This is a genomic window from Flavobacterium noncentrifugens, assembly GCF_900100375.1.
GTDB classification, from domain to species: domain Bacteria; phylum Bacteroidota; class Bacteroidia; order Flavobacteriales; family Flavobacteriaceae; genus Flavobacterium; species Flavobacterium noncentrifugens.
Window position 1 is genome coordinate 66,719 of sequence record NZ_FNEZ01000004.1, and the last position, 23,973, is coordinate 90,691.

The window sequence follows — 23,973 nt, forward strand, 5'->3', positions numbered from 1 at the left end:
GCCAGCGGTAGTTAATGTCTATCAACTCAGCGATAGTTTTTAATCCTAGATATTTTCACCTTTACGTTTCCCATTTTCTTCTCACTAAGTAGTTGGGTAAACTGAGTTTGGTTAATTACGATTTCAGGGCATTTAGGTCCAAGTATGATATCAGTTAATTCTAAAGGTAAGGCCTTATCATTTAGACTTATTACCATAAAAGGATTTAAAATCTTGTGCGAGGTTGTTAAACACCATTTTTTATCTAACGAATGGGGGTTAAAACCATTGAAAGCCTCACCCTTGATGTTATTTTGATCATTCTGAATCAATAATAGTCTTACTTCTTTTTCTGGTGCATATTCAAATGATTTAAAAAAGTGCTTCCATATTGACAAAGTGCGAAATTGAAATGAATCTCTGATAATAACTTTAACGAAATCAATTATATGTGCAATTAATTCCAACTCTGGATGATAATTTTCTCCATTGACTTCAACTCCATAGTTTATCTTTCGAATTTGTAAACCGGGAATATCTTTTTGTTCCTTAAGTCTAAATACTAAGCACCCGCCTTTACAATCATCACCATACAGCCGCCATTGGATCAAATCGTCATTTAACGTTGAGCTACAAAGTATAAATCGTCTATTCAGTCTATCAACATCTTTAGGCGTTTTAAATGGTATAAAATTTTGGTCAAGGTAAGTTTCAACGTAACCAACTTCTGATATATCGTTCATTCCGGCTATTCCGTTTAACCGTAAACTTTCTTTATCAATTGTAGAAAATATGGTGTCTAGATTTGTGTACCTGTAGATAGACTCATTTTGATTCACCTCATCAATCAAGATTTTAAATAATCTATTCTCTAAATTTTCTAGCTTTCTTATATCGTTCGATATATGATAAAACTGTCCATTTTTATCGTACTGTAAGTTTTTAACAACGTTTTCTCTAGTAAGAAGTTGAAGAAGGATTTCTTTTTTGGAATTTAATTTGTGATTTCTATCAAATGAGGCGAAGAAATTTGAGACCACATTTTCAATTCCTTCGGCTATTGCGTTTTTTACCCTTTTTATTTCTTCTTCGCTTGGAATCTCTAATAAGAACAACAATAGTTCCGCAGCATTTTCAAAATCCCTTATTTGGTTAGAAAACCTATTTAAAACTTTATGGATGGTTCCATTCGATAAGATTAGAAACTTAAAACTAACTTCAAGAGGTACAAATGCCTCGAACATATCTTGTAAATTAATTTGCTTGCCCCTTGGTTTAAATTCAAAAATTGCTAGGCTCTCATTTTCTCGAAGTAATATGGCGTCAAGCATTTTAAATTTTCCTTCGAAGTGTGTATAAGTATCAACAACAAGTTTCAAATCTTTTCTCTCATGGACTAACCTCGAAAAACTTTCAATAAATTCTTGTATTCTTTGGTAATTTTCAGAATAATTTTCCATAGTTTTTCATATATTTCTAGTGGTGGTTTAGTTTTAGGATTGTTCATTAACTTATGTATACACGAATCAATATAATGAAATAATTCAGGCGTGAGATAAAAAAGTACATTGGACTGTGAAGCTATTAATTTGTATCTTTTTTCGTTTCAAATAAGATCACTAAAATAAATAGCCTTTCAAAAGAAAGGCTATTTATGCAATATGGCATTTTAATTATTTATTATTAAGCAACTTTTCTAAATATCCGTTTTTCTCCTTTTCGGCAGCAAGTAACCTTTCGTATAATTCTAAGATTTTTTCAATTGGATTAATAGTGCATAAATAATTATTGTTGTTTGAACTGTTATCTGTAAAAGTATTAGATATAATATTAAAAACAGCTTCCTCAGAAAAGTTCTTAATTGCTTCCACTGTTACACCTAATTCTTTAGCGATTAATTCCAATTTGTCTTCGTCGACTTTGTCACTATTTTCAATATGCGAAATAGTTTGCTGACTTACTCCTATTGCAAATGCTAGGGCATCTTGTTTTATTCCGCGCAGTTCGCGAAGACGGCCAATATTACGCCCAATATGTTTAGGTTTTGTTTCTGTGCTCATAGGTCAAAGATATAAATTCTGTGAAAATTCCGCATGAGTAAAAAACCAATAACGGTTTATAAACCACCAATGCGTTCTGTTGTACACGGTTGCAAAGCGTATTTACTTGCAGTGACATTGACAAAAATACAATTTTTAAAACATGTTTCACTTTAAATCCTAAAATTATGAACCATTACATTTTAACGCCCGAAGATCACCCACAATCCCATTTACTTTACAAAATCACTGACGACCTTTTACGGTTCATCAATGCCGATTCTGTTTATTATTCCTTTGATAATAAAGTCACAGGACCGGAAACCATTTTTTCAATTTTTTTAGAGCGCGACAGCGCCGAAATTAACAACGATTTGTTTGCCCTCGTTGATAGGACGTTCAAACCTTATCCGGAAATAGGGTATCAAATCCTTTCCTGTAATTACGCAGAGGATGCGCTGCGAAAAGGAAATCTTTACATCCTTAAAAATTGTACGCTCGGAAAGTTTGGCTATGGCCACGTTGATGCAGGCCATCCATTTTACCCTGAGGAAGCAGCGGTTAGTAAATTGTTGCGCCGGGCAACCAAGCATTTCAGCAAAGGCATGAATAAAGTCAATACCTACTTGATTGATGTTCCGCGTTGCATTGAGTATGAAAATTATCTGGAAGCTACATTTATTATCCATAAGGCAATGGAACTGTTATTTAAAATTGCATCCAATTTTATCATGGGTAAACAATATGTTTCGAAAAGCATCGCCGCGCAGCAAATGCATTTAAATGTATTCGCTCCATCGCTAAGTAACTTATTTCATATCGATCAGGAAGATGAAAGTGACTTGCTTGATGCGTTAGATTCTTCTTATTGGAATTATAAAAGAAAACAGCCTTTTAAAATTAAACTGCCCGATCTCGACAAACTTCAGATAAAAGTTAACTGGCTAAAAAATGAAGTCAGAAGATTGTTTGACGAAACCGTCGCCGAATGTGAGGATAAACTATCATTTAAAACTGGTACTGTAGAAACTGAAGAAGTCAGCGAGGTTAAGCCTGTAACAATCGACGAGCCTGAAGTTCTGACTGATGATCTGCAAAAAGTAGGCAAGCTTATCACAGACTACATCCAAACCTCAGCGATTTATTGTTTTGGACAAAGGACAATTGCCAATGTAAATAATATTCCTATTGTCAATGAGAAAGGATCAAATAACGAACAGAAACATTTTTATCTGCTTGTGATCACAGAGGAACATAAAAATAATGCAATTGCCGATCTTGAAAATATAATCAAAAGTAAAACGTCTAATTCCTGCACTGCAACCGTACTCTTGCATAAAGTAACATCTTTACGACATAGAACCGGACACCAATTGTATTTCTTCCATCAAGTCGTTACAAAAGGCTTATTGGTTTATGAAAATACAAAATATCCACCTGATTTCCATTTTGGCAAAATACCATACAGGAATGTAAAATCTTCAAGAATTTACTGGAAAAATCGACATGCCATTGCCGATACATTCCTGGACAGTGAGTACCAGATCGACAGAAGCGACGCTGAATTGGTAAAAGAAACCATGATGCACATCGCTGTCGAGCAAATATGCCTAGGGTTAATTGATGTGTTTTTGGGTTACAGACCTTCACACCATTCTTTAAATTACCTGTTTAATCTTTGCGAAAGTTTCTCCTCATTGACTGCAGAAATATTCCCTCGCCGGACTGAGGAAGACATAAAGATTTTCAATCTATTGGCAGCGCATTTAAGCGCGATGCGGCATGCTGAGCTCAAGTATGCAAACTGGACTTACACTGAAATGCTTGAAAAGCGATGCAGTGTGTTTTTTGAGAAAGCGACTTTGCTCATAGATGCCGAGTTGGAAAGATTGGAGCAGCTGAGTGGAAATAACAATCAAAATGCTTGACTGATGGAAGATAAAATCAATACGATCGAAGATTTGAAAGAGTTGGCATCGCATGCATTTCATGTAATTGAACCCTGTAAAAGCAGAAAAGGCAAAGCCACAGTACAAATTTCGATGAACAGCTACGCGGAATTGAGTTGGTATCTGATCGATGTTATTAAAGTTTCTGTAGCAGCGTTGGATGCCGAGCACGAAAGTGTAACTTATGTGAGGAATATTTCAAGCGCAGTCAGTGGTGTCTTGGCAAAATTGCTCAATATTATTCCGTTGGAAGAAATGGACCTTTTGGATAAAATCCACGAAATAATATTACCGATTCAGGAAGAAGAAAAGAAAGAATGATTTACTCTTGCAAATACCGGCGAAGAACTGCGCTGCGCAATTCCTTAATCAAAGTAATGCTTTTGTAAAACTCCATTTCCTTTTCTTTAAGGACTTTTAAAGCGTGAACATTTTTTAAATGCTGTTCGTAATCTTTTTGGAGGATGCTGGCTTTTGAGATAAACAGATTTTTAAATTCATTAATCCTTAGAAATACAATTACGGAGCCAACAAGATGTAGATGCCAAAATTTTGATTGCCAAAGGCCGAATGCAAGCCAGTAATAATTTTCTCTTTCGGCCTGGTCTGCAAATTCCAATACAAAGCAATTCAGGCAAGCTTCCGTTAATGGTTTTCCGCTATTCATTCCTTTATTTAGAATAAAAAAGTGTGGCTTTTGATAGGTGTTTTTCGGACTGTGGGTTTTGATTTTAATTGTCTGCATGGCTTCGATATTTAATTGTGACTGAATCATTTCAAAAGAAAAAAAAGAAAAAAAGAAAGTCATCATCGAAGCGGAGGTTTCAAATAAGGGCGGTTTTTAAAATCAAAATACTACCCGGCTTTAATCAAAATTGGTGAAAGCGGGAATCAGATTTGATGTTACAGAAGTACTTGTGCGTGGAAAGAAATGTAGGGTGGAGATTTTTATTTTAAACCCGGAGGGCTTGAACCGAACGTTTTGAAACCGTAGCTTATCTTCCCTTTCTTTTATTTGTTTTTTGGAAGGGAGTACGACTGCTTCCGGTTACCGCGATGTTTCTGGGGCAATCAAACACCCCCAAGCACCGCAGCAAATAAAAAAGGAAACGTAGCTTGCGGAGTTTTCTTTTTTATTTGTGAGGAGCGCCGTGGCGGTGTTGCGGCAATCAAACGGCCACCGCAGGACGGGAACGAACGGAGCTTGCGGAGTGAAGAGTAGTACTGCGAGCGTGAAACGGCACGGAAAAAATTTACGCCAGCCCTTTTTAGGGCGTTCCTTGATTTAGGGCACAGCGAAGTGGAGCCAACCGTGATGGCTGGTTGAGGGAGCAACCGCACAATTAACATGGGGCGGCAGACATGACACGACATAACGGAGCTTGCGGAGTTATGTGGTGTTGTGGATGCAGTAGCCCCAACGAATGACGACGGGCGGCGTGTGAAGACCGCGAGCCAAAAAAAAATATTTGCAAGTGCTTTTTTTCTAAGCTGTTGCAAATATTTTTTTTGGCGGTGCCCGGGAACGGAAGGAGGAACGACTGACTGGGAGGGACGCGGCGAAACTAAGCCGAACTAGGAGTGAGACCGCTTGATTGCCCGTGTAATAAATTCAAATTTCTAATAACTAATAAACAAGTAGTGCCTGTATATAAATTCAATGATTTTGATCTTTTAAAAGCCTACGAAGCTTCTGTAACATTTCGTCAGCTTTTGCTAATTGTGATTGTTTAAACTCATAACTCTCATAATTTGTTTCATCAAATGATTTTTTAGAATATGTGACAGAAGTAATTAAGAAATCTAAGTCGTCTTTAGTTAAAGTGTTTTCCATAAGTTGTTATTATTAATTATTCGTAATCGTAAGTCAAAGTCAAATTAACAAAGCGATCCTTCTTGATTAAATTATTAAATCTCCTGCGAATATTTTCAATCTCTTTATCATCTTCCATTACATCATTTTTTGAAACTTGGTAATGTGATAAAAACAATAATAGTTCTGGGTGTGAGGTTTTTTCTTGCAGGTTTTTAAAATCACTATTTTCGATAATTTGCTTGACTTCTTCCCACAGATCACTATTTTTTATTCGGTAGAATTCTTTACGCCAAATATCGGTTAATCCTGAATCCTTAAAAACATTTCTATAAATAATATACGTTTCCGGCATGTAAAGAATCTCATTAAACTCTTCAAGATTATTTCCAAATGCGATATGGAAAAAATTACTGCCAGATGCAACAATACCTTTTGTTACATTTAGAATCGACTGAATAGCACGTATAAATTTTTTGTTCCAATGTTTTCCGACATAATCTCTATGCTTCGCTTCTTCGCCGAATAATGGAATGTATTTCATTGGAAAGGAAAAAATATTAATATTTAATTCCTTGGCCAATTCAATATTGATTTCCATCCTTCTATATAACTCGCCTGGCTTATCTTTGAAATTAAATAATAGATAATTTGACAAATCCCTAATATCGTACTTGGCAGCCAATCTTACCGCGCTTACGTATTGTTTTTCCATTCCTAGATAATCAAATGCAATTCGCAATGGACGAATAGGAATTTCGCTCATTTTTTGCATCAGTTCGTCAGTTACATACCGAGCATCCGTGCCTTGATTGAAATCTACATATCTTAATTTTTTAGATTTTTTACGGTGTTTTTCATATAAGTGGCTTAGTTCTGTATAAGCTAAAATTAAATTTCCTTTTGTCGTGGTATTTAAATTTAGTAATCCATATTTTTCCATCGTATTGGAAAACTCGCCGGCAATCTCTTTTCTTTTTGATTTGGATTTTAAAAGTTGATTTAGTAGATTGAAACAACGTTTTGTATTTGCACGATCGTTGTATCCACTCTTTAAATTTTTAATTGCAATTTCAAATTGATTTGGCTCGACAAAAGTGGCACCTTTATGAAAACCCATTTCTTTTATTTCATCTATTATCTCAACAAAATTTGGCGATGCTAAAACATTGTTATCCATTAAAAGCAAATTTTGTTGTTCTCCGTAATTCTCTTTGATTTGCTTGAACTTGTCGATTGTATCAATTTTTGGCTTATATGTCGGCTCAAGTATTGGCACAGAACAGAACGCACATTTCCTTGTGCAACCTTTGGTCATAAAGGTAAAGTATGCACTTCCCGTTGGATATTTATAATCTATTTCATCCAATATTGAATAGTCAAGCGGTAAATCGTCGATTATAATATTATTATCATCAAGTGCTCCCCGTCGATCTAATATTCCTTTAAAAGGTTTTATACCAGTTTCCAATTCCAGCTCCTCAGGAAGAAGTGATGCTAAAACACCACCTACCATTAGATTTTTACCGTCTTTAACAAGATGTTTTGCAGCGTGTATAGTTTCTATCGTTTTCTTCCAGTAAAATGTAAATAATGTAGTAACAAAAATTCTGTCCCATTGCGGATTATTTATGTATTCTTTATTTTTATAATAATTGGCATGAAATAATAGCGTCTCAGTAATTAGTTCTGACTTTTCAATATTTACTTTCGAAAGAAATTCAAGATTATTTTTTCTCCGTGATTTGATAAAATTCTTTATTTCAAATTCTAATTCTTTCCAAATTTCAAGAGCCGCAAAGTTTTCAAGTTCTTTTAAGCAATCTTGAAAAATTTCATCAATAAAGAAATCTTTCATTTCTCCTTTATAAAATCGTACTTCATCGCCTAACATGCGATGATAAGTAGCGATTTTCATCAGTCCAATAGGCGGATATTTATTCCGATAGTTAGGTTCTAATAAAAGTACTTTTCTTTTCATCTTTCAATTAAACTTGTCTATAATTCTCTTTTTGATTAATTCTGATAAATCAAAATCAAGATCTTCTTCGAGGATTTCAAATATTTCCAATACTACTGTTCGTTGTTCCTCATTTAACTTTTTAAAAGTTGGTGGGGTATATTTACTAATCTGTAAATCTTGCCCCGTTAAATTTTTAACGGATAAATCACTATCACCTATTATACTTTTGAATAAGTTTTTTACATTTTCAGAAGTAAAAGATTTGGCATTTATTTTGTCAATTTCAATTTTAGCTTTAGTAGCTTTTTCTTCAAGTTCCCTCAATCTATTTAGATGGAAGCTTTCCACTGCAGAATTCTCAAAGGAACCTTTTTTGTCTTGAAACTCTTCATATGCCTCTTTGTATTTTTGAACCTCTTTTTTCCTATTGTGCAGTTTGGATGCAGTCTGGGCTAAGCGATTTTCGAGATTTTCAGCCTTTAAAATTTCTTTAATATTTTTTTCAAATTGGAGAAATGTTGCATTTTCTGTGAAGTAATCACGTCTCGCGTTAGGAACAAATCCATCATTCAAAGTATGAATTTCTCCTACAAACCTTAAATTAGTTCGTTCTTGGTCAAAAAATCTATTGCTTGTAAATTCATTTCCGATCGAAATATTTTTTGTTCTAATTCGCAATCCTCTTTCATAATTTGATTCATCAAGAACAATATTTGACATTTCCCGATAACCATACCAACACGTGGCTATCAGTTCCTGACTGTCATTTCGTATATCTACAAAATCAACTCCAATCAAATTGGAGATATTTCCTTTTTCGTCGGTAAATGAATCTTTATATCGTTTGTAAAGAGTAATATTATTTATTTCAACATTATACTCGTCAAGAACTAAATTCCGGCTTTTTAGGTACGTTTTTATTTCATCAGTAAAAGAAAATGATGAAGAAAATGGAACTGGGGCGACCATTGATAAGTATTCTGTAACAAAATCTACATTTAGCAAATCGTCACTATGAACATTGTCAAGTATGACACGAAAATAGTGCTTTTCAGGATCTTCTTGTTTTGGCGGATCTTCTACTGTAATTACACTCATTGCCGCCATAGCGTCACTTTTGTCATTACGATTATCAATTATTTTCTTAAGCAATTTTGCGTCAAGTATCATTTTACTTTTCACACTTTCGCCTTTGTAACTTGTCTCAAAAATTAATCTATCACAATATCCTAATCCTCCTAACCTTCCAATTCCTCTGAAACCCTTTCTTTTTGTTGATTCCTTTTGAGAATTAGCAACGTCACCTAAAAGACGAACCACGTCTTTTTCAGGTACGCCTGTTGCGTTATCCGTTATTGTTATTTTTCTATTAACTCGATCGATAATAATATCTATTTTACCTTCGCTCTTTTCTTTCAATAGACTTAATTCAACGGCCTCATCAATTTGGTCAGCGGCATTTTGAATATATTCACGGAAAACAAACCTTGCATCGTCATACATACCCGATGTTAATGTTTCCAAAACTGTTTTGCCTATGGTTGGTTTAAAAGACTCTGCCATTCTTATTTATTTTTTTTCTAACTTTATCAGGCACATCTTGATTTTCATCTGATAAATCATGCCCATGATATACTGGTCGATCGACATACGTCTTTAAAAAACGTACGTAAACATTATTTTCTAAATCAAAGTTGAAATACTTACCATCATGTAAAGTTGCTTCTTTAAAAAGTTTCTCAGCTTTCTCTGTTCCATTCGGTTGATGGAAGCAAGTAAATGGAGAAATTTTCTCCCCATCAGAAGAATATCTTAGCTTTCTAGTATGTTTTGAATTATGTTCGAATCGTAATTTATAATCTTCAAAAAACTTAATAATTTCTTCTTCGGAATTATATCTTAGTGTATCAATGACAACATCATTGTTTTGCCTATTTACAACAAGATTACTATTCTGAGCATAGAAGTAATTGTAAGCAAGAAATTTATGTTCAGGATTTTGGTTATTGTGGAAAAGATGACCGATTTGACTTTGCGTTTCTGCTTGAATACTGCCACTAAAATGTGGTTTTATAATAGCAGGATTAGATGTTATCGAATTGTCAGAGTTATCTGTATATAGGATCCAATTCGAAAAAGTGTCTGTTAAAAATTCCAAAGTTAGTTTCTGAAAGTCGTAACCAATTTCTTTTACCATCTTGTAAGGGAACTCATCCATTATTGAGGTATAAAGTTCATTTCTTAATAGTACCGGTAGATTTAATTCTCTAATTTGAGTATAAATATTTGGTGCTAAATTCTTCAAAATGATATACTTATTTTTATTTGCGTTGAAATCTTGTTCGCACCAAATAAAAGTAGATATGTCTATAGTAGCAATAAAACTCATACTTGCTGATTTAAACGTTTTTTCATTTGGGCTTTCAAAATAGCTTTCAATTCGACATCTGTTTTTTCGATAAAACCTTCTGGATATGGAAGCTCAATAACACCAAAATCATCAATCGTAATGTTTCTAAATAAGACGTCCTTAGTACCAACTTCCACAAAAGTTAATAATACTTTGTTATCTAGTTCATTACTTTGATCTTCCGCAATTCTTCTTCGCAACCTTGTTATAAAGTGATCGCTATGAGTTTCTACAACAACCTTTTTCCCTTGCTCAATTAATGAGATTAAAAAATCTGTCAAATCACTTTGAACTTTCGGATGAAGATGTAATTCAGGTTGCTCAAGAACTAGCGTTTCGTTCTCATCAATTCGCAGTCCCTCAACAATAATTGGTAAAATCTGACTAATTCCGAATCCTACATGTTTTATAGTTGATGTAATTCCTGAGAGACTAACTACATAAATAACGTAGGATTCAGCTTCTTTTTTGGAATAAATATCCGCACAGAGTTTAAATCGTTCACAAAGCCAGTATTTTACCGCACTTAATAAAGTGCCTTCAGCTTTTGAAAACTTTATATTGTCCTCTGTTTCTTCTATTTTATAAAATATTGTTGGTTTTTCAGATAGTTCACAAAAAGTTTCCGCAAGATTTTCACCACCAGTTCCAATTGTATTGCTATTTCCATTAACAGAATAGGCATCTTGTGGACCATTACGCAATGGCCCGATATAATTCAAATTGGAAAAAAAGTCTTTTAGTATTGTCTTTATTCCATCTAACCTAAGTACTTCTTTAGTAATTCCATTTTCAGTTTCGATTTCATAATCGGTCGGGATAAATGATGAATAGTTGACCTTTTTAATAGCGTATTCATTTCCGTACAATTTATCTCCAAATACCGAGACATTAGATTCTATGTTGTAGTCTTTACCGTTATTTGTTACATTAATGTAATTTGTCTTTAACTCAGTTAAAATCTTTACTGAAAAAGAACTTACAATAATTTTTTCAATATAATCAAATTCAATCTCGATTTGTAAATCGTAATTATCAAATACGCTATAAATACTTAACTCTGAAAAATTCTGATATTTTTCTAGATCAGACTTACTGAAAACAAATTCAACCTTCAGCTTGTTTTCTTTATTTTTATCTTTTAAAATATCAAGATAATTGCGAATTGGAAAAATTTTACCTTCCAGAAATAATGGATGTTGCGCGGAATCTATTTCTAAAGTCTGCTTCAGGAGAAGTAGCAGCTGGATAAATGACGATTTTCCCGAGCTATTTGTCCCAGATAAAATCGTAAGCGGTTCCATTTCATAATTGGATAATGAACCTATTGACTTAAAGTTATATATTGATATTTTCATTATTTACAAATTCTATTTTGATGGTTTTTCCAAATCCTTTCTCAACAACTTCAAGTAAAGTATTTAGATTAATGTTCATATCATCCTCACATTCGATTCTAGAGATATAACTCCTTTTTTTTCCGACCTTTACGGCTAACTCTTGTTGCGTCAAATTGCTTTTTTCGCGCGCTTCTTTTAGCATTTTACCAATGTTGTTTTTCATATCAAAAAATTGTGTGGTATTTCGCAGCTAATGTAACTTAAAAGTTGCAATATTTTAGCGTATTATCAGGGAAATTTGAGATACTCAGAATAATACTAATGGCTTTATGATTATCGAACAAGTTTAAAAAACGTACATCATGCTCTGTTTCTTTCATTAAGCGAATCAAGATAATGCTGCAACTCGTACAAATACATTGTGCTATGGTTTGTTTTTTCTATAGATAAACCAATTTCAACAAAATTTATATGTTCCACGAAGGATTTTTCACCAACTAAATCTTGCAGGATTATAAAAACTAAATGCAAAAGATTTTTATTAGTACAGTGCACGGTAAATTTTTTTAGATACACTATAATGTCGATTTTTTTTACATCCTCATATTGGCATGGCATAAATTTAAGTTCACTAGCCTTCAATTCTATGTCCTTAAAAACATAGGGCTTATCTAATCCGGCTTCCATTTCGTCAATGCTTTGCGAGGGCTGAATAAAAGCTACAAACTTCCAGTTACGTAGTTTTGGCGCATTTTCGATTAAGATTGTAACCTGGTCGAAATATTCCGGATTTCCACTTGCTGAAATTACAAGCTGTATAGACTCATTTACACTTGCCGGAAACATCAATATACTTTCCAGTTGCTCACAGTAGTTGTGCAGATGCTTGTCAAGCCAATAGATAAACATTTTTTGCACTGCTGGTTTCTCATTTCTAAGATTTCTAAGTGTTTGGTCATTGTATAGGATCCAGTCCCAAAATAAAGTAATCGATTTCATGTTTTAAATTTTTGATAATTAGCGTTTGTCTTTTGTGTTTTTCTCATAGGAAATGAGATTGATCATTTACTCACAATCTTATTATTGTTTTTTTTGGTGTTCGTGATTATGCAATTCAATGGCGCTTGTCCCGAGTTTTGTTATCGTAGGAAATCAAATTGCATAATTCCCTTAATCGGCTCCTTACGCGCACCCCGTAATGGGTTTCGATTTCAGTGGCCGATAAATTTGTTGTGATGTGTGTAGTGATTCTTTTGCTTATAAAAATGTCATATCTGCTTAGAATGATTTCTGCTAACACATTGCATTCATTGCCGAAATATTTAAGATTGTTCTCAGAACCGAGATCGTCGAAGCAATATATTTTCGGGTCTGATTGATATAACTTTCCTTTGCTATACCGGTGAATGACTTCGTAACCATCATGTATAAATTCGAAACTGATATCCCGGCATGGCTTTACGGAAAACTTATGCTCCAATGGCGTCAGGAATTTCATGATGTTTAGCAAAGATGTTTTACCGCAGCCAACTGGACCGGCCAAAAGAATTCCTTTATCCAGATCGAGATTATGCTGAAAAGCCGCCTGTTCATCTTTCAAGAAATAAGCGATGAGTTTGTAAATAACCGGAAGATCATTTTCAATAACTCGAAAGCGCTTTCCATATAATTCATGTCCTTTTTTCTCAATCCAGGCACAAACTTCCTCATAGTTATAATGGCTCTGAATAATCTTTTCCTGTTGATGTGTCGAGTGATTTAGTCCTGTCTGTTCGTTCATTGCTGACAAATTTTGGAGCGTTCAACATCCAGTTTCTGGCTGCAGCCGGCCAGTCGGTCATGGGAGTTTTACCGCCAACTAGCCAACCGATACTTTTGAAATAGTTGAAAAATTTGTTGGCTTCGATTTCCGGATAGTTTTGTTCCCGGAAATAATTAATTACTTCTTCAATCGTTGGATTTGGCAATGGCCTTTCTAAAAAGTTTTCTGGAGGTTTTTCTATTTGGTTTAAAAACAAATGTCGAACGTGTTCCACGCTTTCTCGCTCGCTGAAAGAATCAGTTCTTAATTCAGTACTTTCTTTTTCTTTTTTCGCGGAACTTTTTTCTTTTTCCTGAGCATTGCTTTTTAAAAAATCAAAACTTTCACTTTCAATTTTTTTTGCTGGCTCATCCAAGTTTAAGCTGTTTGAATCGTTTAATATGTTTGTATTGTTTGTATTGTTTATATAAGGTACTAATGCTTGTTCACTAACCTGTTCACTACCTGTTTCAGTACTAGTACGATGCTTGTTCAGTACCTGTTCATTAACTTGTTCAAAATTTGAAGCGGTTGTTCTTTCGTTACGCGCCGTAGGCTTGAGATCGTCAGCAAAATTGAAAAGGAAGACATGACTACCTTTGTATGGATTGAAGGAAGGCTCGTATTTGATGTAGCCATGCGCATCTAAAAGTTTCAGGCAACGGTGATAAGTGGCCAAAGAACTGATTTTGCTGATACGCATAATCTCATGTCTCGATATGCTTATTGGGTTGCGAAAGCGGTTGATATTCCAGAATTGGAACAGTGCGATGTATAGGCTAACGTGCGTCGGATTAAGCAGTTTGTCTTTTGCGACTTTGTCGAAAAAACCGGTCAGGTGTTTGATGTAATTCATAAGCTGAATTACTTAGAATTAAATAACGTGCGCTCGGAACTTACTTTGTTGAGTTCAAGGAGTTTTTCAATATCCTGATGCGCGTAGTAAATGATGCCGCCGATTTTGGTATAAGACAGCGTTTTATTTATTCGGAGTGTTTGAAGTGTTCCGGGAGAAATGTTCAGAAGCTTTCGGACTTCGGTAGATTTTAGCCACTGTTTTGTCTGCTGTGGTTTTAATTGCAGGATTTCTTTAAAGTCTTTGAGTAGTAATGTGCGGAATTCATTTAAGTCCTCACGAGTGATAATTTCGACAGCCATAACGTTTGTTTTAATTTGTTATGGCACAAAATTGTCGCGATTGACTTATTTTATTTCAGAAGCTAATCCGAAGTTCTGATTGATTTATTGTAAAATAATGGTAATCCTTAAGTTGTGGATTGCTTTTTCAATTCTCGGATGAAATACAGTGGCGTGAGTTCTGTACTTTTCACAAACGCTTCTTTGAACTTTTGAGGTGATTTGAATCCGGCTTCTTCAGTTAGTGCCTTGATTGTGTAGTTTCGATATTTATTGTCAGTTTTAAGACGGTTCACTATAAAGTCAATCCTCAGATCATCTACATACTCGATGTATTTCTTCTTCCTGGTTTCGCAAATGATTCGTGACGTATAACGAGTATTGCAATCGACGTATGCAGCCATTTTATTGAGATTAAAATCTTTGTCCAGGAAAATATCACTGTCTTCAAATTTTTCAAGTTTCTTGGAAACAGCTGCAACTATCTCAGGTTTGATTATTAAATCACCATCAACAATTTTTTCATTTGCAGGTACCGGCGAGGCAATCCTGTCTTTATGTGAAATAATTCCCTTGAATTTCTGTTTCCTTAGTTTCCGGCGCTGGTATTGCCTGCAAATAATGAATCCGAATCCAAGCGTTACGATTAGAAATATAATTCCAAATATTATATCCATCTTATCCCGGAAGAAAAGCTTTTTTTTTAGTTCTTCTGTTGATTCGATAATTTTTTTCATATCGTATTTCCGGCTGATGCCTTCTGAAAGATACCTGAAGTTTTTATTTACGAAAGTTTCCGCTTTTAAAAGGCCAGTGAGGTATTTCAGTTGTTGGGTAGGATTTCCTTTTGATTCATAGTATTGTGCAAGTAAATCATAGGCTTCGAGCAAATCTTCTTTCATAAAATTTTCACGTTTAAAATAATCATCCACCTTTTTCAGGTATGGAATCGCTTTCTCTTTCTCGCCTAACGCCCAGTAGCTTCGCCCAATATAAAAGTTTGTTGTTGATACGTTTGCAAAGTCGTTGCCTTTCGCAATTGGCGCAAGCGATTTTTGCAGCTTTTCGATTGCAGACCGGTAGTTTTTCCTGAAGTACTCATTTTGCCCTTCAGAATTTGTAAAAAATGGGATAGTCGATGGTTCATCTACGTCTATCGCTTCGCGATACCCCAAGTCATTCGTAGCCGTTGCTAAATCGTATCTTTTCGTTTTGATGTAACACATGCTTAAAGAATGCAATGTTCGAAGGTGGGGTTTTCCAGGTTCATTCAACCTGAAATATATCTCGCATTCCTTTAAAAGTGAAATTGCTTCTTCGTAATAGCCCAAATAATATTTGATCTGCGCGATAGAATACTTGGTTTTATATTTTAAGTATTGGTTATCGGATTTGGATATAAAACTATCGGCGATTATAAAATTATCGAGCGCTTTCGGTTCTTGTTTGAAATAATAGTAAACGATGCCTCTTGTTAGGTACGCGGAGCCGAGCAGCGAATCAGTTTTCGATTTCTTGGCCACAACCAGCATGCTGTCGCAATATTGCAACCAGGTGTCTTTTGGAGACTTGTGCATGACTGTGTTGTATGCCTTTATTGTATTGTCGTAGTCATTCGCAGCTTTTGATTTTAAAAGATAGGTATAGGCGTAAATGGAATCTAATGATTTATTATCCTCATTTTCATCAAGGCGATCTATAACGTAATCGATGCTTTTACTTTTTAATGTGTCCGGAATTTTAAATGCTTTTTGCTGCGCGTAAGTTTCTTGAGTTAAAATAATAAGAAGTACTAAAATGATTTTTACTGTTTTCATGCTTGATAGTGTCGGTTAGAATTTGGTGTGGCATGTACAGAATGTTTTGGCGTTTAAATGAGATATGAAAAATAATAATTAAAACTATAATCACAAATGGAAAACTGGTGACAAAGATCGTGGCTGATTGGTAATTTAACTAATTCCTTATTTTACAAGTGATTGCGGTATATATATTATTGCGGGATTAATTAATGCTTGCATTTTCCCTCCTCTAAAATTCTTTAATGGTCTTAGATATGGCTTGGAAATCAGAAGTTCTGATTTTAGATTTGGCGAACCAAACCAATAAAACATTACCCCATGAAAGTATTTACGTCGATGCTGCTTGCCGAATTAGAGGAACATTTGATCAAAATTGATTTGCATAAAACAGGCACAATTCAATCAGCCGAAAATGCCATCAACATAACCATTGTTATTCTCGAAAAACTAAAGACGTTCTCAATTAGCCATACTTTCGAAAACAAAGGCGACGAAATTAATTTCTTTAAAATAATTAAACCGCAGTTCGTAAGCCGATTGATTTATTATAACGAAATCCACAATATTGAAAGCAATAAGCCCTTTGGCACCAGTCGCCATCTGAGAAAATACTTCAATGCGGAATTAGATAAGCTGAAAATCTACTTTAATGAAAACTTAGATTTTTACAAATATTTCCGCACTGGAAATACAGTGCTCGACAAAAAGTATTTTCTCCGTGGCCGTTATGATATTAAACTTACTCTGGATAGTTCTTATTTCCAAGCGGACAATCGATTCACTACTTCGCACGATTTTAAAGTGGCCAAGATTATCGCGAATGATCAGATTAAAGTTTATTTGGAGAACGAAGTGGCCAAACTGGATGCGAAGCCGGAGCCTTATAAGATTACAGATCGGCACATTCAAAAATGGACCGGTTCAAAAATTGCCTTGATTGAATTGATTTATGCATTGCATGCTGAAGGGGTTTTTAATAATGGTACTACTGATTTAAAAGAAACGGCTAAATTTTTTGAGGAAACTTTTGATATTGACTTAGGGCAGTTTCACAGGACGTTTTTTGAAATGAGGGCGCGGAAGTCGGAGAGGACAAAGTTTTTGAATAGTTTGAGAGATACTTTGGTGAGGAGAATGGATGAGGTGGATGAATAATTAATTTACAGCGCCTCCATTAGAAAAATCATGGAGGCTACTGAACTAATGTTTAAAAAATAATTACGGATACTATTCAACAACTACTTTTTTAATTATTGATTGATTGCCTGCTGAAAGCTTTAAAAAGTAAAATCCCTGAGGAATATTATCAACTGAAAAAATGCTGTTTTCCAGCTGCGGCATTGTAAATTGCTTAACAACTTGTCCGTTTATGTTTACCAATACAACTTCATCAAGAACTGTTTCGCTTTTAATATTTATTTTAGAGCCATGTGCGGGGTTTGGGTATACCGAAATTTGTAACCGTGATTCAAAAGACTTATCAGCGAGTAACGATCCCCAGATGGCTGATACGTAAGAATTGTTGTCAATGTATGGATTTCTGTTACCCTGGCGAGCATAAATTGCGTTATTCCTTGCTATCTCTCGCGAGCTTACAGGATCCATTTGGTTCCACATTAAAAGGATATTTTTAAATGTGTTCGTAAACACTTGATTGGATGTGCCATTAAACATGGCATATGAAACTCCCCAAGTTGTAATTACATTTTCGTAACGAGTCGCAAAATAGAAGTACATCCGGGCAATGTCACCCTTAAACTCATCGATCGGTTCAAAAACGATTCCGGTATAACCCGAAGCATACCCCGTGTTTGAGGCTTGTCCTAATTTTGAGCCATTTTGTGACGTGATGCTTGCCGTACCTACATTTCCATGAGGATAATTGCTCCTTTCACCATTTACTTTACCGTCTGTTGGCGTGATAAAATGAGCATCGCTTTTCATTGGGGCTTCTTCATTAAAGATGGATTGCGGGATGATATGCTCGCGATTGTAACAATCACCTTCCGAGGTATAATTACCGCATTGGTTGTTTCCGGGAGTGAAATTATAAGGATCTGTGCCAGTTGGATTTTCTGAATACATATCGAGTACAGTGCCGTCATTTTCGTAATAAAAATCACGATCAGAAGTTTGATATGTAGTGTACAGGCCATTGTAACCCTGGTCTGTATGGTTTTTTATAATGTTATAAAGTTGGGTTTTCAGCGTGTAACCTGTACTGGTTGCGGAACTGTAGTATCCTGCGGGAGCCTGGGCCATACCAACAATGGTAAGCATTAGAAAAGCGAATGTGTAAGTTTTTTTCATTTTTAATTATTTTAAGTTAAAGCGATTTTTAAAATTTGATAATAAGATCATATGAAATATTGCCTATTGGCACTCTAATTTTGACTTCATTTTCCAAGATTGGCTACTGTGTTAATTGTAAGCGCGACGATTATTGTATTGTAGACAAATGATATTAGACTATGCATTAAAACGTAGCGTCGTACGATATTTGAAGAGACCTGAGTGTCAGAAACCTGAAAAGTCATTCCAATTACAAAAGAGAAGTATGCAAAATCAAGATAGTCGGATTTTTTTGAGCCAGGAAACTCAATACCTCCTATTTTGGAACCGGTGTGTAACTTTCCATGGTCGTGGTAAAGGTGCGCATACTTAATCGTGAAAATGGTGTGAAGCAATATCCACGAAAAGGCAACCGCAAGAAGATTGGCAATTTGTATGATGTAGCCATCCGCTGAAACCTTACCCTTTGTAATCAAAAGCAGAACGGCCAAAAGGCTTGCGCAAATACAGATTAAAATTATGCTAAAAATGACTTTGAGCCCATCATCCTGCTTCTCGACAACATTGTGCTGTTCCTGAGCATTGGTTGTTGTAAACAGCCACCAGCTGAGAAATATCAATGTCCCGGTAAAGACATCCCACGCGATAAAACTATTTGTTATAATTTCTAAGCCAAACCATTGCGATACCATATATCCCACAATTGAAAGAACAACTGATATTGCTAATTTTTGATAACCGCTGGTTTTTACTATCCAGTTATTCGATGCTTCCTTATTCTTCATTTGTTGTATTTATTTTATCAGTCGGAATTTTTATTCAATAGCCATTGTGAGTCTGTACAGCGATTTTGATTGCCAAGTTTTATTGTAGGCGCACAATCCATCTTCGAACATTGGCTATCATTTCTTTCTTATTATATATGACGTGTGCAATTGCAAAAATGGTACTGGCAATCAATAATGTAAAGTTGTAATTTTTCTTGTTTTCCAAATAGTGGCAAGAGATTTCGAAGACAAAAAATATAATTAATATTCTCGAAAGCCGGCCGGATTCTCCTTTAACGATTTTATCCCAATTAAATTCCGATTTTGATTTGCGAAACTGCCAAATATCCGGCAGAAAAGCAGGTATGTGCTCAGCCCATCGGGTGTATTTAAACCCAAATTTATTTTTAAGTTGCATTTCTTTTGCTACCATCATCCTTTCCATATATAAAAAAAATAAAAGGCCAAATGATACGATAAACCAGAAATTCCCAGTAATAGCAATCATTCCCAGCCAGATTATGAAGTCCGCCAGGTATAGCGGATGCCTTACGACCGAATATGCTCCTGCATTATAATGTTGGTTGATAAAAAGTCCTCTGCTATCTTCCTTTTTAGGGCGTTCTGAGTAGCCAATGGTAATTATCCGGAAAACAAATCCTATCATACTTAGTGACAGGCACACTATTTCAAATAAACTTTCATAAGTAGATTTCCTAAGGAATAAGCCTTCAGGATATATTTCTGAATTCAGCAATACCAAATATCCAACGACAAGTACAATCTGTGGAAGTCCTTTGCCATATTTAAAGAGCCAAATACTTTGTTTTTCAAATTCTTCCTGAAACGGCATATCTAAGTATATTGAGTGAATTTTTTATGTTTTGTATGTTTGAAATAATATTGTAAATAGCACTATTGCTTGTTAATATCGTCTCAAATATGATTGCCGCAAGGCCAACAAGGCCAAGATCATTCCTATGAAAACAATGATTATCGCCAGGACTATTAAAAACACACGAAGCCGTTTCATTGGCCTTGAAACGGGCTTGCGACTATAGCGTGAATGGCTTTTAAAGGCGGGTCTCTTTTTTGTCATTTCTACAAAGTGGCTAATTTATTTTTCATTATTTCGACTGCCTTTTTACTTGCGATCTGGACTTCCTGGGATGAATTTGCCAAATATATCGTGACGCGGACAATCGAGAAACGCGAATAACTTTTCTGAAAGCATATCGGAATTGACAGCTTGCAATTGGGTAGCAAGCGCTGCCGCTTCGACATTTTCAATTTTTAACTTCCTTACAAGCAATAACTGCCAAAACAAATATCTTCTCAATATGATAATCGCCTCCCGCTCACCGCTTTCAGAAAGACTTGTTCCATAATATGGATTGTGAACCACAAGATCTTTTGCAGCCAGCTTTTTAACCATATCCGTTACGGATGACGCTTTTGTAGATACGAGTAATGCTAAGGCATTTGTACTTACATTTTCGTTTTGTTTATGGGTATATAGATAAATTTGTTTTAAGTATTCCTGTTCTGATGGGGTCATATCAATTACTTTAATAATTTGTTTGTAAAAAGATAATCTGCAGTTTGATACCAAGCAATCGTTTCTTCTAAAAAAGCGATGTCCATTGGAAGTTCTTGAAGACTATTATCCGCTTTGTTCCATTTATAAATGGCTTGTTTTTTCTGGTCAGAAAGGATTACAACTTTATTATTTTTCATTAAACCAAGTTTTCTATATGTTCCTACAAATGCGCGCTCTTCAAAGGAATTTGCCAAAACATCCTGTCCGAAGAAATTGGAATTATAATCCCATCCCAAAAGGGCGAAAAGTGTCGGGAATATGTCTATTTGCGAGCAAAGTTTTGAATTCTTTTGATTCAGTGTCTGAGGCAGATTAACAATCATTGCTGGAATATGGTAGTTTGCCACATCAATGGCATCTTTACCAGCACTGCTTGCACAATGGTCGCCAATAATTACAAACACAGTATTATTATACCACGCCTTTTTTGATGCGCTACTAAAAAATGCCCGCAATGCATAGTCAGTGTATTTTACGGCTCCCTCGCGACTGGTTCCCGATGGGATGTCAATCTTTCCGGATGGGTAAGTATATGGCCGGTGGTTTGACGTTGTCATTATAAAATTAAAAAATGAAGAGCCGTTTTTATATTGTTCATCTGCTACAGTAAGCATCTTATTGTAGATGTCCTGATCGCAAATTCCCCAGGCATTTTCAAATGTCACTTCATTGCCTGCAATATTGTTCCTTACAGTTTTTATCTTATCACTTAGAACACTACCGCGACCTCTATCATATATGGTAAATCCATTCCCGCCGAAATATGCATTCATATTGTCGAAGTAACCGTCGCCGCCATAAAAGAAATTGCATTCGTACTTTTTAGACTTAAAAACATTTGCAACAGTATAGAGATCTTGGTTTTCAGGCCTTTTTACGATACTTTGTCCGGGAGTTGGCGGAATTGATAGTGTGACGGCTTCCATACCACGGACGGTTCTCGTGCCAGTAGCAAAAATGTTTTCAAAAAATATACTTTTCTGGGCTAAGCTATCCATAAATGGAGTGATGTTTTGCTCGTTTCCAAATTCGCGCATAAAACTGCCACTTAAACTTTCTACCAGTATAAAAACCACATTATACTTTTGTGGCACTTTAGCTGTATCAATAATCCTACGATGAATTGAGGGATATTTTCCAGTGAACGAAACGTGTGAGCCAGATAGTTTTTTCCGCACAATTTTGAATGCCTTATTCTTATCTATAGCGGTATAAAACTCGCTGTACTTCATTTGGTTATTTCTAAATGCAGCAAAAAAAGAGTAAATACCTGATTTTGAAATTTCTGAATTATAGCGATTTTGCGACCATTCTGCCTCAGCGTTCGATACAAAAGCAGTAAAGCAAACCAATGTCAGCAAGGTTACTGAAAGGATAGCGATTCTAATGGAAGATTTGGCAGGGGAGCGAAATGCATTTTTAAAAGATTTCCGTCTTGAAAATGTCAGTATAACTAAGGATGTTATAATCAATGCGCCACCAAGTAGTAAAGGCAAGGGGTAAGATTCTTCAACATTTGCGACAACTTCATGTGTATAAATTAAGTAATCGACTGCTATGAAATTGAATCGCGTCCTGAATTCATCCCAAAAAGTGATTTCGGCAAAGAAAACCAACACCAATAAAAACACAGTCAGGAATATAAAAAAGCGAATTAAAATCTTATCTGCTAGTGTGCCAATCCATTTATTTGGGATGATCGTGTAATAAATAACTGCCGGAAATACAATAAACGAAATGGTTCCTATGTCAAAAAATAAACCTATTAATATCGTTTTTAAGAAATTGAGAATATTCCAGGAAACGTCATCATATTGCCAAATAAAAAATACCAATCTTAATAACAATGATACAGAAAGAAACCACAGAGTGAAATCTCTCAACAGGGAATACCTCAGGTATGATGTGCGTTTTATATACATTTTTTTAAGGAATTAAATAAAAAGACTGGTCGGCACTATAGGGTTGCCAGTCTTTAAATTGAAAGGTTATAAGTGTTAATGCCGATAGAGCATTAGACAAAATCTTTTGAATTTATTTGACACTCTTTGTCATTTGCATTTTATGCAGCAATAGACACAAGTACATTATAGCGACGGTCGCTGTGGCTATATTTATTCCATTCGGTAAAGGCCCGCACGGAAGTATTTCTTTGTAACCTAAACGACAACCGTTGATTATTAAAGACGCGGCTAACATCCATAGAAGGAGCGTTCGCACAAATTTCATATCATTAATTTATTTATTTACGTGGGCGGAACCCTTAATATCGATTTGCGGAATTGTAGCTGTATCAGTTATGTTTTTCATTATAAATGATACCGAATTATTTAATTATGCGATCATCCCTAAAATCAAAAACAAAAGAAAACCAAGAAAAAAACATGCAGTTTGAATGGGTGACTCCTGTTCTTCGTGCGCCTCGGTAAGTAACTCCTCAGTGACTAGGAACAGTAATGCTGCTAACCCGAAAGAAAGTACCAGTTCCAAAAATTCCTGAGATAGATTTGACAGTAAAGAAATCCCTAACAATGCCCCGACAAAGAAAGTTATGCCTAACGCCAACAAAATCAAAAAGCTTTTTGATTTTGAAATAGTGCTGCTGCGAAATGCAATTATAACAGCCAGTCCTAAAGAAAATGTTTCCAGTCCAAGTGCCACAGCTAATAAAATGCCTTCCTTTTTTCCGGCAGCAAAACCAACTCCCAACAAAAGACCATCAATAGCCAAATCGATCACTAATGCACTTAGTAAACCATATGGCAATGGACGATCAACGTCAGGATCTGTATATTCCGTCTTCCTGCCTTCAGTAAAATATTTCACAAAAAGCATTACTATAATGCCCATACTAAAACCAATCCCAACTTCAATTGGCTGATGGTTCTTTATGATGTCAGGTAATAGCTCTACAGCAACTACAGAAAACACAACACCAGCCGCAAAGTGCAGTACGGAGCTACGGAAAATTCCTCCCGGATCTCTGAACACAGCAATGGCACCACCTGCAATAATCGTAATTACTGGCAACAATGCGTATGCTAAAGCTTCCGAGATAACAGCCATTATTTTTTGCTTTTG

General features: G+C 35.3%; 23 protein-coding genes. 3 read left to right on the top strand and 20 right to left on the bottom strand.

The genetic code is table 11. From position 1 onward, the window contains the following. Positions 1-26: 26 nt before the first annotated feature. Both BLS32_RS12475 and BLS32_RS12480 read right to left on the bottom strand, forming a co-directional pair. Positions 27-1,439, bottom strand: a complete 1,413-nt coding sequence (locus BLS32_RS12475) for a DUF2971 domain-containing protein (RefSeq protein WP_139171774.1) — start codon at positions 1,437-1,439, stop codon at positions 27-29. 213 nt (positions 1,440-1,652) lie between these two features. Further along, complete coding sequence (locus BLS32_RS12480) at positions 1,653-2,039, bottom strand: helix-turn-helix domain-containing protein (protein WP_091396344.1); 387 nt, start codon at positions 2,037-2,039, stop codon at positions 1,653-1,655. A gap of 167 nt (positions 2,040-2,206) precedes the next feature. Here BLS32_RS12480 and BLS32_RS12485 point away from each other — a divergent pair, with 167 nt between their 5' ends. Beyond that, positions 2,207-3,946, top strand: a complete 1,740-nt coding sequence (locus BLS32_RS12485) for a hypothetical protein (protein WP_091396346.1) — start codon at positions 2,207-2,209, stop codon at positions 3,944-3,946. Between the two features lie 3 nt (positions 3,947-3,949). Next, complete coding sequence (locus tag BLS32_RS12490) at positions 3,950-4,288, top strand: hypothetical protein (RefSeq protein WP_091396349.1); 339 nt, start codon at positions 3,950-3,952, stop codon at positions 4,286-4,288. A gap of 1 nt (position 4,289) precedes the next feature. Here BLS32_RS12490 and BLS32_RS12495 read toward each other — a convergent pair whose 3' ends face one another. From BLS32_RS12495 to BLS32_RS12545, 12 genes are all read right to left on the bottom strand, one after another. After that, a complete protein-coding gene (locus tag BLS32_RS12495; protein ID WP_091396915.1) occupies positions 4,290-4,712 on the bottom strand; it encodes a DUF6943 family protein in 423 nt (140 codons plus the stop codon). A gap of 912 nt (positions 4,713-5,624) precedes the next feature. Next, entirely contained in the window at positions 5,625-5,801 is a 177-nt protein-coding gene (locus BLS32_RS18530) for a hypothetical protein (protein WP_170227616.1), read from the bottom strand. 16 nt (positions 5,802-5,817) lie between these two features. Further along, complete coding sequence (locus BLS32_RS12500; RefSeq protein ID WP_139171775.1) at positions 5,818-7,761, bottom strand: radical SAM protein; 1,944 nt, start codon at positions 7,759-7,761, stop codon at positions 5,818-5,820. A gap of 3 nt (positions 7,762-7,764) precedes the next feature. Next, the gene (locus tag BLS32_RS12505; protein ID WP_091396351.1) at positions 7,765-9,306 is read right to left on the bottom strand and encodes an ATP-binding protein; all 1,542 of its coding nucleotides are present in this window, start codon (positions 9,304-9,306) and stop codon (positions 7,765-7,767) included. Further along, positions 9,290-10,132 (bottom strand): hypothetical protein, encoded by an 843-nt coding sequence (locus BLS32_RS12510; protein ID WP_091396355.1) that lies wholly within the window; start codon positions 10,130-10,132, stop codon positions 9,290-9,292. The genes BLS32_RS12505 and BLS32_RS12510 overlap by 17 nt, the downstream gene beginning before the upstream one ends. After that, a complete protein-coding gene (locus BLS32_RS12515; RefSeq protein ID WP_091396358.1) occupies positions 10,129-11,511 on the bottom strand; it encodes an AAA family ATPase in 1,383 nt (460 codons plus the stop codon). Before BLS32_RS12515 ends, BLS32_RS12510 begins: the two co-directional genes overlap by 4 nt. Then, complete coding sequence (locus tag BLS32_RS12520) at positions 11,492-11,716, bottom strand: helix-turn-helix domain-containing protein (protein ID WP_091396360.1); 225 nt, start codon at positions 11,714-11,716, stop codon at positions 11,492-11,494. The genes BLS32_RS12515 and BLS32_RS12520 overlap by 20 nt, the downstream gene beginning before the upstream one ends. 137 nt (positions 11,717-11,853) lie before the next feature. Continuing rightward, positions 11,854-12,492, bottom strand: a complete 639-nt coding sequence (locus tag BLS32_RS12525; RefSeq protein WP_091396363.1) for a hypothetical protein — start codon at positions 12,490-12,492, stop codon at positions 11,854-11,856. 115 nt (positions 12,493-12,607) lie between these two features. Continuing rightward, complete coding sequence (locus BLS32_RS12530; protein WP_091396365.1) at positions 12,608-13,273, bottom strand: ATP-binding protein; 666 nt, start codon at positions 13,271-13,273, stop codon at positions 12,608-12,610. Then, the gene (locus tag BLS32_RS12535) at positions 13,206-14,150 is read right to left on the bottom strand and encodes a transcriptional regulator (RefSeq protein WP_091396367.1); all 945 of its coding nucleotides are present in this window, start codon (positions 14,148-14,150) and stop codon (positions 13,206-13,208) included. The genes BLS32_RS12530 and BLS32_RS12535 overlap by 68 nt, the downstream gene beginning before the upstream one ends. 8 nt (positions 14,151-14,158) lie before the next feature. Next, positions 14,159-14,452 (bottom strand): helix-turn-helix domain-containing protein, encoded by a 294-nt coding sequence (locus tag BLS32_RS12540; protein ID WP_091396370.1) that lies wholly within the window; start codon positions 14,450-14,452, stop codon positions 14,159-14,161. Positions 14,453-14,559: 107 nt separating this feature from the next. Beyond that, entirely contained in the window at positions 14,560-16,248 is a 1,689-nt protein-coding gene (locus BLS32_RS12545; RefSeq protein WP_091396373.1) for a hypothetical protein, read from the bottom strand. A 303-nt stretch (positions 16,249-16,551) separates the two neighbouring features. On the opposite strand from BLS32_RS12545, the gene BLS32_RS12550 reads away from it, so the two are divergent. Further along, entirely contained in the window at positions 16,552-17,388 is an 837-nt protein-coding gene (locus BLS32_RS12550; protein WP_091396376.1) for an RteC domain-containing protein, read from the top strand. Positions 17,389-17,460: 72 nt separating this feature from the next. Here the strand turns inward: BLS32_RS12550 and BLS32_RS12555 are convergent, their stop codons facing one another. The 6 genes from BLS32_RS12555 to BLS32_RS12580 form a co-directional block, all read right to left on the bottom strand. Further along, a complete protein-coding gene (locus tag BLS32_RS12555; protein WP_091396379.1) occupies positions 17,461-18,543 on the bottom strand; it encodes an endonuclease in 1,083 nt (360 codons plus the stop codon). An 86-nt stretch (positions 18,544-18,629) separates the two neighbouring features. Then, positions 18,630-19,310 carry a DUF1345 domain-containing protein gene (locus BLS32_RS12560; RefSeq protein ID WP_091396382.1) on the bottom strand — a complete coding sequence of 227 codons (681 nt, stop codon included), beginning with the start codon at positions 19,308-19,310 and terminating at the stop codon, positions 18,630-18,632. A 79-nt stretch (positions 19,311-19,389) separates the two neighbouring features. Continuing rightward, the gene (locus tag BLS32_RS12565; RefSeq protein WP_091396385.1) at positions 19,390-20,145 is read right to left on the bottom strand and encodes a methyltransferase family protein; all 756 of its coding nucleotides are present in this window, start codon (positions 20,143-20,145) and stop codon (positions 19,390-19,392) included. Positions 20,146-20,436: 291 nt separating this feature from the next. Continuing rightward, positions 20,437-20,850 carry a metal-dependent transcriptional regulator gene (locus BLS32_RS12570; RefSeq protein ID WP_091396388.1) on the bottom strand — a complete coding sequence of 138 codons (414 nt, stop codon included), beginning with the start codon at positions 20,848-20,850 and terminating at the stop codon, positions 20,437-20,439. 5 nt (positions 20,851-20,855) lie between these two features. Continuing rightward, on the bottom strand, positions 20,856-22,814 hold the full coding sequence (locus BLS32_RS12575; protein WP_091396390.1) for an LTA synthase family protein: 1,959 nt from the start codon (positions 22,812-22,814) through the stop codon (positions 20,856-20,858). Positions 22,815-23,226: 412 nt separating this feature from the next. Continuing rightward, positions 23,227-23,958, bottom strand: coding sequence for a ZIP family metal transporter (locus tag BLS32_RS12580; protein ID WP_091396393.1), 732 nt, complete (start codon positions 23,956-23,958; stop codon positions 23,227-23,229). Positions 23,959-23,973: the final 15 nt, after the last annotated feature.